Raw genomic sequence first — 13,894 nt, 5'->3', positions numbered from 1 at the left:
TACTGATGATATAAAAGAGAGGATTGATGAGTAACGCAATACAACTTCCTATTCAATTACAAAAACTTGGGTTAAAGCGCTATGAGCAGCTGTACCCGCAGCATCCTATAGAAAACGAAGTTGTAAGGTTATTAGCGTTAAGCGACTTTGCTTGGCGCTGTATTCAGTCTCAGCCTGATTTAAAAAGCGGGTTACTATGTGAAGACGAAATTAAAAGTAGAGACATACCTTCCCCCTTCGACAACTTAACACTGGCAGATATAAACGAAGCACAGTGTCATCAAATACTTCGCAAATATCGTGAAAAATACTGGCTTAAAGTCGCTTTTTTAGATTTATGTTGTGAAAACCCAATTGCAGATAGCATTGAGTATATTAGCCAGCTTGCTGATAAGTTAATTCAAAGCGCTAACGAGTGGGCCCATGCGCAAGTGGCCACACTTAATGGTGAGCCTATAGATGAGCAAGGGCAATCTTTGCCTTTAATGGTACTTGGTATGGGCAAGTTAGGTGGTAAAGAACTTAACTATTCTTCAGATATCGACCTTATATTTGCATACCCTCGTAGTGTTAAAACTCAAGGCGGGCGAAAAAGTATTGAGGCGCAGGTGTTTTACACAAAAGTGGCTCAAAAGCTAATAGCAGCACTTAACCAAACAACAGGGGATGGGCAGGTATTTAGGGTTGATATGCGCCTTAGGCCATTTGGTGAAAGTGGCCCATTGGTCATGAGTTTTAACGCTATTGAAGATTATTACCAAGAGCAAGGGCGTGATTGGGAGCGTTACGCCATGCTTAAAAGTCGTTTAATTGGTAAGCCCAATCACTATTGGGATGAATTTAATCAATTGCTTAAACCTTTCGTATACCGACGGTATATTGATTTTTCAGTTATTGAATCGCTTCGTAAAATGAAACTCATGATTGCGCAAGAAGTTCGCCGTAAACGTTTAACCAATAATATAAAACTGGGGGCTGGCGGAATACGAGAAGTTGAATTTATTGTTCAAGCACTACAAATGGTACGCGGCGGGCGAGAGGCTAATTTACAGACGCAATCATTACTTAATGCGTTAAACCAGTTAGCACTAAACCAAGTTATTGATGACGACGAAGCAAAAGAGCTGAAAAGTAATTATCTTTATTTACGAAAGGTAGAGCAATACCTGCAAATATTCGACGACCAGCAAACGCAAACTTTGCCTGATGATGAGATAAACCAACAACGGTTAAATTACCTATTATCGCAACCAGACTTTGCAGCGTCAGTAAATGAAATTGAGCAGGTAATGGCGCAGGTGCACAATGAGTTTATTCAGGTAATAGGGGAAGAAACAGAGCCTCTAGACACGTGTGAAGGTGCATTTATAAGTGCGTGGGATCATTGTGATGTCAGTTTTTTAAATGAACCTAAAGACGAATGGCAAGAACCACTGCAAGACTTTAAATTACGTTTGTCTAAAGTAAAAGTTGGAAATCGAGGGCGTGAGATTCTTGATAAACTCATGCCAGCCATGCTTAAACAGCTAAGCGACTTTAATGCCAGTGCCATAGTATTTGGTACTGTGTGCCAAATTCTTAATAAAATTATTTCGCGTACTGCCTACTTAGAACTGCTATATGAAAACCCAGGCACGTTAAAGCAGTTAGTTTCTTTGTGTTGCCATAGTAAGTGGATTGGCGAGCATATTTCTCGTTACCCAATTTTACTTGATGAATTAATTGACCCTGCTGTGCTTTATAAACCAACACCACTTAGCGCTTATAAAGACGAAATACGTCAATATTTTTTACGCATAGAGCACGACGATTTAGAGCTACAAATGGAGTCGTTAAGGCAGTTTAAACAAACTCATCAATTACGGATAGCTGCCGCAGACGCCACCGGCGTTTTGGATGTTATGAAAGTAAGCGATCACTTAACCGCATTGGCAGAAGCTATAGTCGAGCAGGCCGTAAACATTGCATGGCATAACACGGTAAAGCGCTTTGGCATGCCGCCAAACACTGACAATGAACACAAGGGTTTTGCCGTTATTGCCTATGGTAAAACGGGTGGTTTTGAAGTGGGCTACGACTCAGATTTAGATCTTGTGTTTGTTCACAATCACGATGGCTCGAGTCAGACCAATGGCGATAAAGCGATTGATTCTCGCCAGTTTTATTTAAAACTTGCCCAACGTTTAATGCACTTATTTAATACGCGAACGGCGTCGGGTATTTTATACGAGTTAGATACACGTCTTCGCCCAGAGGGGGCTTCGGGTTTACTTGCTATCAATTTAGAGAGCTTTAATCACTATCAACAAACACAAGCGTGGACATGGGAGCATCAAGCGCTGGTTCGTGCTCGTATTATTTTGGGTCAAAATGAGTTAGAAAAACGCTTTTCGCAAATACGTAAAAATATACTTTGCCAAGCGCGTGAAACGGCTGTGTTAAAAGATGATGTCATTAAAATGCGAGAGAAAATGCGTGGCCACCTTGCAAAAGGTAACACGCAGTTATTTGACCTAAAACAAGATGCTGGTGGCATGGCCGACATTGAATTTATTACGCAATACCTTGTTCTTAAAAATGCACACGATAGCGAGCAACTAAGCTTATTTTCAGATAATGTAAGAATACTTACTGATGCTGCTAAAATAGGCTGTATTACAAAAGAGCAAAAGCAGCAGTTAATTAAAGCGTATATTGACTACCGTTCGTGTTACCACGTACTCAGCTTAGATCAGAAAGGAAAGTTAGTTGAACGCGAGCAGTTTTTACAAGACATCACTAATGTGACAGCCATTTGGAAAGCGGTTTTTGAGCTGTAGGATTTGTTCAATCATATTTGTTTGCTTTATAAGCAAACACGCTCTAAGTGATGTACTTATATAAAAATCACGCAAAAGCGTGATTTTTTATCTAACTCAAATGTTGAGTTTTAAGCAGTTAGCACGCACAAACTCAGAGGGTAATTCAGTAATTACTGCCGCTCTTTGCTTATTACAAAAGTAGGTATATACCTCGTGTTCAAAGTCATCATTTATAGCTCTGCCTACTTGGTACAGGGCTGAGGTGAAATTACTGTCGACTCTAAAATGATCTTTAACGACATAGTCTTTACTTAAGTACCAATAGAGCTCAATGCCTTCGTTTTTAGCATACTCAACTAAAACATCTTTCAATGTTGAACCATTTTCGAAGCGCCTAGGCTCCACACTTCCTGTCCAACTTGCTGGCATGGGGGTAACAGTGCGCGTACGCTCAGCTAAAACTCTATCGACAGTTTGATCTGGCTTTTTTAAACTCAATACGTATTGGTCACGCTCTTTGTTGCTTTTAACTTGATTTCGAATCGAGGCATAAAAGCGAGATAATCCTTCGGCAGCGGCATTTTTAGATTCTTTTAAATCTAATGTTGGAACATTTCCCATTAAAAAGTACGCAGCAAGCGCTATTAATATGACTGCAAATGACAAGTACCTAATCCAAAACCACATTACAACCACCCTTAATTGTTCCTGTTATTGTTATACCATTACTATTTATAAAATGAAGGAGTATTTTTATCTGGTCGCGTTTTAAAACGGCGATGTAGCCACATGTATTGTTCTGGTGCGGCATTAATTGATAATTCCATGCGTTGATTAACACGCGTGACATCGGCTTTGTCATCACCGCTTGGGAAGTTTTCAAGCTCTGGAATAATTTCTAAATGGTACTTTCCACTTTCATCTCGGCGGGTAATCAAACTCATAGTTTCGCAATTTTTACTGCCAGCGAACATCAGTGTACCTGTTGTAGTTGCGGTATCTTGCACTGCATAAAAAGGGACGAATTCGCAGCGGTTACGGCCATAGTCTTGATCGGGTAGGTAGTAGCACACTTTTTTATTTTTTAAGGCTTTTAGTAAGCCTTTTACGTCCTTTTTACCAACCAAGTATTCATTAGAGCGAAGGCGACCATTAGTTGTAAAGTACTCCATTAATGGGTTGTTGTGCGGGCGGTAAAAACCAATACCCATACAACCCAATCCCATTAATCGGCCTGCCATTTCAAGGTGTAAAACATGAGGTACTAGTAACAGTACGCCTTTTCCAGATTGTTGCACTCGTTCAAAGTGTTCAAGCCCTTTTAAAGACCCTAAAGCTTTTTTCGCTCGCCACTGCGGCCACCACCATGCCATTCCGGTTTCAACCATCGCAATGCCAGTGTTTTCCATATTTTTTAGCACCAATGCTTTTTGATCTTCGTCGCTCATATCAGGAAAGCAGCGTTTAATATTTACTTCGGCAATGTGTCGGCGGCGTTTCATGTATTTATGAACTAAACGGCCAAGTAGTTTGCCCAGGGCTAATTGAAGTTTTTGCGGAAGCCAAGAAATTAGGTATAAGAAAAAAACGCCAATCCACGTTAGCCAGTATCGAGGGCCTAAAAAAGATGCTTTAAAAGGAGATGAGGTGACCACAAAAATTGCTCTAAAATTAAAAACGCTAGTTTAACGCTAAGCGCTGTAAAATACAAAAAGCCAGCATGTAGCTGGCTTTGTATGTGTTTTGTGACTGTTTAGGCTGCTTTTAAACCCTGGTTTATAGCTTCCAGGTCTTTGCTTGTTAGTGTACCCGCTGCTTGCTTTAAGCGCAGAGTAGATAGCACATAACGATAACGTACATCAGCAAGGTTACGTTTAGCATTGTATAGGTTTTGTGTGCTTACAAGTACATCAACAATTGTACGCGTACCGACCTCAAAGCCTGCCTCTGTTGCTTTTAAAGCACTTTGGGCAGATACAACTGCTTGCTCTAGCGCTTTATAGGTTGCAATGTCAGACACTACTTGATTGTAAGACGTAATAACCGTGCGGGTAATTGCGCGGTAATTGGCTTCGTAATCTTGGCTCGCTGCCACGTAAAATGCACGTGCTTGATCAGTAGCTGCTACTGTTGCCCCCCCAGAGTATAAAGGAAGGCTAAAGTTAAGGCCTACTGAGGTTGAGTCTGCACGAGGTTGTCTAGTTAGGCTTGTACCATTTATATCTGTATCTGTTAAAGAGTCGCCATAACTTGCGCTTAGGGTTAGCTTTGGATAGTGACCCGCTCTTGCCAGTTTAATTTGATCTTGCGCTATATCTACGGTTACTTTAGCAACTTGCAAGCTAATATTTTTATCTTTAGCAATATTTAAAAAGTCGCTAGAGTCTCGAGCTGGCTTAGTTGTAGAAAATGTCTCTGTATTTAAAAAGTCTAACTTAGCGTGATATTTACCCGTAATTTCTCGTAGTTGCTCACGCGCTGTTTCTACTGAGTTATTAGCAATAATTTCTTGTGCAACAGAGTTGTCAAACTGTGCTTGTGCTTCGTGTACATCGGTAATTGCCGTTAAACCAACAGCGTAACGTTGTTTAGTTTGTTCAAGCTGGCGTTCGATGGCGCGTTTTTCCGTTTTAATAAATTCAAGGTTATCAATCGCACTTAAAACGTTAAAGTAGCCTTCCGCAACACGAACAATTAAGTTTTGTTTCGCCGAGTCGTATTGAGCATTTGCTTGCAACGCTTGTTTGTCTGCAATGTCTAATGAGTTCCATGCGCCTAAATCAAATAAAGTTTGGCTTAAGCTAAGACCACGGGTGAACTGATCAGAGTCGCTTTCGACTTTAACTTGGCTTGTCAGGTCCGTCACACTTTGAAAAGAGGTTGAGTCACTTTTTGTATAACCCATTGTTAAACCAATTTGCGGCAATAATGCAGCCATTGCAGTATCTGCTTGGTAAGATTGTGCGTCTGCTTGGGCTTTTGCTTTTAAAACGGTAGGATCGTTGGCCGTTGCAATTTCAAAAACTTGTAGTAAATCTTCAGCGCTTGCTGCTGTTGTGCCTAATGCGCATGATAAACTAACTAGCGCCGCAAGAATGTTCTTTTTCATATGTTGTTCGGTCCTTAGACAATTTTTATACTAAAACCATGGTAACCTGTTTTACGTAATAACTAAAAATAAAAAGAGTAAAACAGTGCGTCGAAATGTAACAGAATATATTAACGTACTTCAAAGTTTTTAATAAGTAGAGGATGCTTACGTGCCAGATAAAAAACTTGTTCAGTTTACGCATAAAGATGTCAGCGTAAAGCCGGTCAAAAATTTGTATAAAGGCTTTTTTCAGGTTGATTTGTATCAGTTTGAACATGCCTTGTTTGCGGGCGGTAAATCAGAACTTATTAGTCGCGAGATTTTAGAGCGTGGAGACGCCATTGCTGTGTTGCCTTACGACCCCATATCAGACACTGTGCTTTTAATAGAACAAATACGTATAGGGGCTATTAAAAGCAAACATTCACCTTGGCTACTAGAATGTATTGCTGGAATGACTGACGGCAGTGACGATTATGAATCGGTCGTAAAGAAAGAAGCGTACGAAGAAGCTGGGCTTAATTTAACAGAGCTTGAATTTATGCTTTCGTACCTTTCAAGCCCTGGTGGTACAACAGAGCGGTTACATTTATATCTTGCACGAGCCGATTTAAGTGACGTTGAGTCTGGTGTGTATGGCCTTGAAACCGAAGGTGAAGATATAAAAACTCACGTACTCAGCGTTGATGATGCGCTAACTCGCCTCAACAATGGTGAAATGGATAATGCTGCAACCGTTATTTGCATGCAGTGGCTTGCGCTTAACCATGAAAAAATGAAACACAAGTGGACAGATTCTTCTTCATAGCCACAAATTGGCTCACAGTATAATGGTGGTATTTTGACAGTACAATTAGCAACAAATAGATATATCCAAAGCCTCCCAAAGTATTTAACGCTTTGTGAGCACAACTACTTACGACTTTTAAAATTGTTACCGGCTGAACGAGCGATTGGCTGCAGCCGAGAAGTGAAGTTGGGGAACAGTGAGTTTGCGACTAAGGTTGATGGCAGTGCAAAATACACTATGGATATTTCTATTAAGCAGCTAAGCGGCATGGTAAAGGGAATTGCACCGCTTTATTTAACTGTGAGGTTGTATCACGATGCTAAAGTGGCTGAAATTATCCATCACGATTACCATCAGCGTATTAAGCCTTCTTATGGTTACCCTAATCCAAAAATGCATCAAAAAGATGAAAAATATCAACTTAATGCATTTTTATACGACTGGCTTGTAGCCTGTGTAGAACACGGACAAGCAACGCTGAATTGGGATGTAAATAATGGCTTGGTTTGATGAACCTTACCTCATTGATAAGTCGTCGTTACGCATAGCACATATTACCGATTGTCATTTATTCTCAAATAAAGCCGGTGAGTACTTTGGCGTAAATACGGCGAATTACTTTGAACAGGCGCTGGCTCATATGGCTAAGCAATCCCTTGATTTTGTAATATTTGGCGGCGACCTTACGCAAGATCATAGCCCAGAGTCCTATTTTTTATTTAGTGAGCTGATTAACCAAAGTGATTTAACATGCCCTGTTTTTTGGGTTCCAGGTAACCATGATGACATCGCTCAGCTTAACCGAATGAGTGGTGGGCAAATAAATCGCGCTAAACATATAGTGGCAAATGGCGTTGAGTTACTTCTTATTAATTCTAAAGGGCCAACGCCTGCAGGGTGGGTAACAGGTACGCATTTGAATGAAATTACCGAACGGCTGTTTACTTCGGCGAGTTCCAAAATTATGTTTTGTCACCATAACCCACTTCCTATTGATGGCTACCTAGACAAACACATGCTCGAAAACGGGCCGCAATTACTTAATATTTTAGTTAATAGCGAAAACGTTTTCGGCTTGTTTCATGGTCATGTGCATAATGAATACATGCAAACGTTTAGAGCGCTTCCCATTTACGCGACCCCAGCCAGCTCAGTGCAGTTTAAAAAACACAGCCCCGAATGGATACAGCAAGACCATGGGCCAGCATACAGGCTGATATGTATCAGCACGAAAAAAGAGAATATAAGTACAGATATGGAAGTAGTATGGCTAAACGGGTAATCTATATTCATGGTTTTAATAGCTCAGATAAATCATATAAAGCTGTGCGCTTTGGCGAGCTTATGGCACACTATGACGTTGACTATTGTGTACCGTGCCTAAACCATGAGCCCATACAAGCCATCATAGCGCTTGAGCAATTACTTACACCTAATACTGTTTTATTAGGTAGCTCATTAGGTGGATTTTTTGCCACGTATTTATCGCAGCGTTATCAAATTCCTGCTGTGGTTATAAATCCCGCGGTTGCGCCATACACTTTATTAAAGCCGTTGCTTGGTTTAAATTATAATCCGTATCAAGATTATCATTATGAATTGAATAGCAGCCACATAGCGGCTTTAAAAGCGTTGGCTGTTGATGACCTAAAGCACCCTGAATTACTGTATTTATTACAGCAAACAGGCGATGAAGTGTTAAATTTTCAACACGCAGTAAACTATTATTCGCAATGTAAGCAAAGGATCGAGTTTGGTGGCGATCATAGCTATCTTGGCTTTGAACAAACCTTCGCAAGTATTGTAGATTTTCTTAAAATCACGTAAAACTAGTTAAGCATAGCCTTAGCGCATATAAAGATAAAAACTATGAGTGATCAAAATTATAACGCCGAAGCCATTGAAGTACTTAATGGATTAGATCCGGTAAAAAGACGCCCCGGGATGTACACCGATACTGTGCGCCCAAATCATTTAGGCCAAGAAGTAATCGATAACAGTGTCGATGAAGCTATGGCGGGCCATGCAACTAAGATTGACGTAATTCTACACGAAGATAACTCGCTTGAAGTCAGTGATGATGGTCGTGGTATGCCCATAGATATTCACCCAGAGGAAGGTATTCCAGGTATAGAGCTTATTTTTACTAAGCTGCATGCCGGGGGGAAATTCTCAAACAAAAACTATCAGTTTTCAGGTGGTTTACATGGGGTAGGTATTTCAGTTGTAAATGCATTATCTACACGTGTAGAAGTAACGGTTCGCCGTGATGCACAGCAATACAGAATGGCCTTTGAAAACGGTGATAAAGTTGAAGATTTAAACGTTATAGGCACTGTCGGTAAACGTAACACCGGGACTACCGTTCGCTTTTGGGCTGATGCCAGCTATTTTGACTCTGCTAATTACTCTATTACCAAGCTTAATCATTTATTAAAAGCCAAAGCGGTACTTTGCCCTGGTTTGCGTATTAAGTTTGTTAATAAACAAACAAAAGAAACGCAAGAATGGTTTTACGAAACCGGCTTAAAAGATTATTTAATTGAAGCGGTTAAAGGTTTCGAAACGCTGCCACAGGACCCATTTGTAGGTGAGTTTAAAAGCGCTATAGAAGGTGTTGATTGGGCTGTTGTATGGCTGCCAGAGGGCGGTGAATCGATAGCTGAAAGTTATGTAAACCTAATCCCCACTGCGCAAGGCGGTACACATGTTAATGGTTTACGCCAAGGCTTACTTGAAGCCATGCGCGAGTTTTGTGAATTTAGAAACTTATTACCTCGTGGTGTAAAACTTACCCCAGACGATATATGGGAGCGCTGTAGTTATGTGCTTTCGGTTAAAATGCAAGACCCTCAGTTTGCCGGCCAAACAAAAGAAAAACTGTCTTCACGCACGTGTGCGGCACTTGTTTCGGGTGTTGTAAAAGATGCATTTAGCCTTTGGTTAAATGAACATACAGATACAGCAGAGTTGTTAGCTGAGCTGTGTATATCAAACGCACAAAGTCGTTTAAAAGCCGCTAAAAAAGTAGTGCGTAAACGCGTTACAGCGGGCCCTGCATTACCAGGTAAACTTACCGACTGTAGCGCAGCAGATAACGACCGTACCGAACTATTTCTAGTAGAGGGTGACTCTGCTGGTGGCTCGGCTAAGCAAGCGCGAGATCGTGAGTTTCAAGCAATAATGCCGCTGCGTGGTAAAATTTTAAATACGTGGGAAGTTGAGTCAGGGCAAATATTAGCATCGCAAGAGGTGCATGATATTTCTGTGGCTTTAGGGATCGATCCTGATTCAGCCGACATGAGCGGGCTACGCTACAATAAAATTTGTATATTGGCCGATGCTGACTCTGATGGTCTTCACATTGCCACACTGTTATGTGCTTTGTTTGTTCGACACTTTCCGCAGTTAGTAAAAACAGGTCATGTATACGTAGCAATGCCACCATTATTTAGAATAGATATTGGTAAAGAGGTATATTACGCCTTAGATGAAGATGAAAAAACCAGTATTTTGGCCCGTATTGAAGCAGAAAAAAAACGCGGTAAAGTAAACGTACAGCGTTTTAAAGGATTGGGTGAAATGAACCCACTGCAACTTCGCGAAACCACCATGGATCCAAACACAAGACGTTTAGTTCAGCTAACACTTGATGAAGAAGTTCAAACCATGGAAATGATGGATATGTTACTTGCTAAAAAGCGTTCGCCAGACAGGCGCCAATGGTTAGAAGATCATGGTAACAAGGCACAAGTATAAGTGCGTGTTGGCCACTAGGAGATAGAAATGAATAAACTACTAGCAACTTTATTGTTACTGAGTTTAACAAGTGCGTCTGCAATGGCTAAAAACATACTAGACAAGCTTAGTGTTGCACCTGGTTTTGAACTTAGTTTATTTGCAGACGACGTTGAAAATGCGCGCCAAATTGCAGTATCAAAAAAAGGCATTGTTTACGCAGGCTCGCGCAAAGCAGGTAATGTGTATGCGCTTATCGATCATAATAGCGATGGTGTAGCCGATAAAAAAATTGTGATTGCAGAGGGTTTAAACATGCCCTCAGGGCTGGCTATTAAAGATGGTGATTTATACGTAGGTGAAGTGCATCGTATTATTCGCTTTAAAAATATAGACACCCAATTAAAAGATCCAAAGTTTGATGTGATCTACAACGCATTGCCTTCAGAGCGCCACCATGGCTGGAAGTTTTTACGCTTCACACCCACAGGCGAATTGCTTATTCCTGTCGGTGTACCGTGTAATATTTGCGCCGAAGACGAGCGCTTTGGTCGTATTTTTTCACTAAACGTAGAAACCAAGCAAATTAAAACAATAGCGCAGGGCGTTCGAAATACCGTTGGTTTTGATTTTCACCCAAGCACTCAGGCTTTGTGGTTTAGTGATAATGGTCGCGACATGATGGGCGATGATATTCCACCAGATGAAATAAACCGCGTAAGTAAAGAAGGGGAGCACTTTGGGTTCCCTTATATTCATGCCGGTGCGATTAGTGATCCTGAATTTGGTAAAGGAAAAAATATTGCTGATTACACGTCTCCTGCGCTCGCATTGCCTGCCCATGTGGCACCATTAGGTATTCATTTTTACAACGCAAAACAATTCCCAGCAAGCTACAAAGAGCAGTTATTTGTTGCTGAACATGGCTCATGGAATCGTAGTAAAAAAGCAGGCTACAAAGTAGCTATAGCCACAATAGAGCAAGGCCGTGTGACTAAATACACGCCGTTTATTACCGGCTTTATGAAAGACGAAACAACATTTGGACGCCCAGTTGCATTTGCAGAGTTAGGTGACGGCAGTCTGTTAGTAAGTGACGATTACGCCAATGTAATCTACCGCGTAAGCTATAAGAAAAACTAGGTAAGCTTTAATGAGTGATACAGATACCTTGCTAATGCAAGGAATAGAGCAACAAACAATGGGGCGCTTTACTGAAGACGCCTATTTAAACTATTCCATGTACGTGATCATGGATCGTGCTTTGCCACATGTTGGTGATGGCTTAAAACCAGTGCAGCGTCGTATTATTTACGCGATGAGCGAATTAGGCTTATCGGCCGCAGCTAAATACAAAAAGTCAGCTCGTACCGTGGGTGACGTACTCGGTAAATATCACCCTCATGGCGATAGTGCTTGTTACGAAGCCATGGTACTTATGGCGCAACCGTTTTCGTATCGCTATCCACTTGTTGACGGCCAAGGAAACTGGGGTGCTGCTGATGATCCTAAATCATTTGCTGCAATGCGTTATACTGAAGCGCGTTTATCTAAGTTTTCTGAAGTACTGCTTAAAGAGCTTGGCCAAGGCACGGTAGATTGGACACCAAACTTTGATGGTACACTAGACGAACCAGTTGTATTGCCCTCACGCTTACCGCATATTTTACTTAATGGCATTACCGGTATTGCTGTTGGTATGGCAACTGATATTCCGCCTCATAACGTGAGAGAAGTAGCCAGTGCATGTTGTTTATTACTCGACAAACCAAAGACAGAGCTTGATGAATTATTAGAGCTGGTACACGCACCTGACTACCCAACCGATGCCGAAATAATTACCCCAAAAGCCGATATTCATAAAATATATAAAACCGGCCGAGGCTCAATTAAAATGCGTGCGGTGTATAGTGAAGAGCAAGGCGATATTGTGATCACCGCGCTTCCGCATCAATGTTCAGGCGGTAAGGTACTTGAGCAAATTGCAGCGCAAATGAACGCAAAAAAACTGCCTATGATTGCTGATTTACGTGACGAATCAGATCACGAAAACCCAACACGTATAGTGATTATACCACGCTCTAATCGTATTAAAGCTGAGCCATTAATGGCTCACTTGTTTGCGACCACCGATTTAGAAAAAAACTACCGCGTAAACTTAAATATGCTGGGGCTAGATGGTCGTCCGCAGGTTAAAGATTTGCGTAGTATTTTAAGTGAGTGGCTCATATTTAGGCGCGAGACTGTTCGTCGTCGTTTGCAGTATCGTTTAGATAAAGTACTGGCGCGCTTACATATTTTAGAAGGCTTATTAGCAGCGTTCTTAAATATTGATGAAGTGATTGAAATTATTCGTAGTGAAGATAAGCCAAAGCCTATTTTAATGCAGCGCTTTGATTTAACCGATATACAAGCAGAAGCTATTTTAGAATTAAAACTTCGCCATTTAGCTAAACTTGAAGAGTTTAAAATTCGTGGTGAGCAAGACGAGCTTGCTAAAGAGCGTGATAAATTAGAACTCACGCTTGGTTCAGACCGCCGTATGTCAACGTTGCTTAAAAAAGAAATTCAAGAAGCGGCAGAAATGTATGGTGATGATCGTCGTTCTCCTGTTATCGAGCGCTCGGAAGCGAAAGCTTTAAACGAAAAAGATTTAATTCCATCAGAATCAGTGACTGTTGTTCTTTCAGACAAAGGGTGGGCACGCGTTGGTAAAGGTCATGACTTGGATGCGCAAGGATTAAGTTACCGCTCAGGCGATGCCTACAGAGCTTCAGCTCGCGGTAAGAGTAATCAGCCCGCTGTATTTCTAGATTCAGCAGGGCGTGCATTTGCAACTGATGCACATAGTTTACCGTCGGCACGTAGCCAAGGCGAGCCAATGACTGGGCGTTTTAACTTAACAACCGGTGCAAATTTTGAGCACGTTGTTATGGCTGAAGATAGCCAAGTATTACTTATGGCATCGGACGCGGGTTACGGTTTTATCACTGATTTTAAAGATCTTGTGAGTAAAAACAAAAACGGTAAAGCGTTAGTGAGTGTGCCTAAAGGCGGTATTTTACTCAAACCAATTAGAGTGAGCGATGTAGCTAGCGATTACTGTATGGCTATTTCTAACGAAGGACGCATGCTTTTATTCCCATTACGCGATTTACCTAAACTAGGTAAAGGTAAGGGTAATAAAATTATTTCTATCCCTGGTGCCAAGGTACAGGCTCGTGAAGAGTTTGTGAAAGTACTGGCTGTTGTCCCTCTAGGAAGTAGCGTTACATTGCATGCCGGTAAACGCAAGCTAACCCTTAAACCAACAGATTTAGAGCATTATCATGGTGAACGAGGTCGTCGAGGTAATAAGTTACCGCGAGGCTTGCAGCGTGTTGATGAAGCCGTTGTTGAGCTAACGCCTCAAGATGAAGAGCCTGTTGAAAGTACGGCAGATGAATAATAAGCTCTGAGCTCACGTATTACGGC

The 13,894-nt window shown here is 41.4% G+C and carries 11 protein-coding genes; 8 read left to right on the top strand and 3 right to left on the bottom strand.

Annotated features, from left to right (window positions below):
- Positions 1–26: 26 nt before the first annotated feature.
- Positions 27–2,819: a bifunctional [glutamate--ammonia ligase]-adenylyl-L-tyrosine phosphorylase/[glutamate--ammonia-ligase] adenylyltransferase gene (gene glnE / locus PS1M3_RS13995; protein WP_203985023.1), complete on the top strand. Its 2,793-nt coding sequence runs from the start codon at positions 27–29 to the stop codon at positions 2,817–2,819.
- Between the two features lie 96 nt (positions 2,820–2,915).
- On the opposite strand, the gene PS1M3_RS13990 is transcribed toward glnE, so the two are convergent.
- The 3 genes from PS1M3_RS13990 to tolC form a co-directional block, all read right to left on the bottom strand.
- Positions 2,916–3,488, bottom strand: a complete 573-nt coding sequence (locus tag PS1M3_RS13990; RefSeq protein WP_203985011.1) for a toxin co-regulated pilus biosynthesis Q family protein — start codon at positions 3,486–3,488, stop codon at positions 2,916–2,918.
- A gap of 41 nt (positions 3,489–3,529) precedes the next feature.
- Positions 3,530–4,456, bottom strand: a complete 927-nt coding sequence (gene lpxL, locus PS1M3_RS13985; RefSeq protein WP_010556574.1) for an LpxL/LpxP family Kdo(2)-lipid IV(A) lauroyl/palmitoleoyl acyltransferase — start codon at positions 4,454–4,456, stop codon at positions 3,530–3,532.
- A 98-nt stretch (positions 4,457–4,554) separates the two neighbouring features.
- The gene (gene tolC, locus PS1M3_RS13980; RefSeq protein WP_203985009.1) at positions 4,555–5,910 is read right to left on the bottom strand and encodes an outer membrane channel protein TolC; all 1,356 of its coding nucleotides are present in this window, start codon (positions 5,908–5,910) and stop codon (positions 4,555–4,557) included.
- A gap of 151 nt (positions 5,911–6,061) precedes the next feature.
- On the opposite strand from tolC, the gene PS1M3_RS13975 reads away from it, so the two are divergent.
- From PS1M3_RS13975 to parC, 7 genes are read left to right on the top strand one after another with little or no spacing between them, the layout of a single operon-like run.
- Positions 6,062–6,700 carry an NUDIX domain-containing protein gene (locus tag PS1M3_RS13975; RefSeq protein WP_008110587.1) on the top strand — a complete coding sequence of 213 codons (639 nt, stop codon included), beginning with the start codon at positions 6,062–6,064 and terminating at the stop codon, positions 6,698–6,700.
- 33 nt (positions 6,701–6,733) lie between these two features.
- A complete protein-coding gene (locus tag PS1M3_RS13970) occupies positions 6,734–7,192 on the top strand; it encodes a DUF1249 domain-containing protein (RefSeq protein ID WP_008128954.1) in 459 nt (152 codons plus the stop codon).
- Positions 7,179–7,964: a metallophosphoesterase gene (locus tag PS1M3_RS13965; protein WP_203985002.1), complete on the top strand. Its 786-nt coding sequence runs from the start codon at positions 7,179–7,181 to the stop codon at positions 7,962–7,964. Before PS1M3_RS13970 ends, PS1M3_RS13965 begins: the two co-directional genes overlap by 14 nt.
- On the top strand, positions 7,949–8,509 hold the full coding sequence (locus PS1M3_RS13960; protein WP_008128958.1) for a YqiA/YcfP family alpha/beta fold hydrolase: 561 nt from the start codon (positions 7,949–7,951) through the stop codon (positions 8,507–8,509). Before PS1M3_RS13965 ends, PS1M3_RS13960 begins: the two co-directional genes overlap by 16 nt.
- Positions 8,510–8,551: 42 nt before the next feature.
- Positions 8,552–10,441 (top strand): DNA topoisomerase IV subunit B, encoded by a 1,890-nt coding sequence (gene parE / locus PS1M3_RS13955; protein WP_006793175.1) that lies wholly within the window; start codon positions 8,552–8,554, stop codon positions 10,439–10,441.
- 27 nt (positions 10,442–10,468) lie between these two features.
- Complete coding sequence (locus tag PS1M3_RS13950; RefSeq protein WP_203985000.1) at positions 10,469–11,563, top strand: sorbosone dehydrogenase family protein; 1,095 nt, start codon at positions 10,469–10,471, stop codon at positions 11,561–11,563.
- 10 nt (positions 11,564–11,573) lie between these two features.
- Positions 11,574–13,868 (top strand): DNA topoisomerase IV subunit A, encoded by a 2,295-nt coding sequence (parC, locus tag PS1M3_RS13945; protein WP_203984994.1) that lies wholly within the window; start codon positions 11,574–11,576, stop codon positions 13,866–13,868.
- Positions 13,869–13,894: the final 26 nt, after the last annotated feature.

The organism is Pseudoalteromonas sp. PS1M3, assembly GCF_016865405.1.
Classification (GTDB): Bacteria; Pseudomonadota; Gammaproteobacteria; order Enterobacterales; family Alteromonadaceae; genus Pseudoalteromonas; species Pseudoalteromonas marina.
Note: the sequence above shows the minus strand (reverse complement) of the source record. Positions and strands in the feature narration are given on the sequence as shown.

Excerpts from the sequence above, each read along its gene's own strand:
- parC (WP_203984994.1), top strand. The coding sequence starts at position 11,574 with ATGAGTGATACAGATACCTTGCTAATGCAAGGAATAGAGCAACAAACA.
- PS1M3_RS13990 (WP_203985011.1), bottom strand. The coding sequence starts at position 3,488 with ATGTGGTTTTGGATTAGGTACTTGTCATTTGCAGTCATATTAATAGCG.
- PS1M3_RS13965 (WP_203985002.1), top strand. The coding sequence starts at position 7,179 with ATGGCTTGGTTTGATGAACCTTACCTCATTGATAAGTCGTCGTTACGC.
- PS1M3_RS13950 (WP_203985000.1), top strand. The coding sequence starts at position 10,469 with ATGAATAAACTACTAGCAACTTTATTGTTACTGAGTTTAACAAGTGCG.
- PS1M3_RS13960 (WP_008128958.1), top strand. The coding sequence starts at position 7,949 with ATGGCTAAACGGGTAATCTATATTCATGGTTTTAATAGCTCAGATAAA.
- parE (WP_006793175.1), top strand. The coding sequence starts at position 8,552 with ATGAGTGATCAAAATTATAACGCCGAAGCCATTGAAGTACTTAATGGA.
- tolC (WP_203985009.1), bottom strand. The coding sequence starts at position 5,910 with ATGAAAAAGAACATTCTTGCGGCGCTAGTTAGTTTATCATGCGCATTA.
- glnE (WP_203985023.1), top strand. The coding sequence starts at position 27 with ATGAGTAACGCAATACAACTTCCTATTCAATTACAAAAACTTGGGTTA.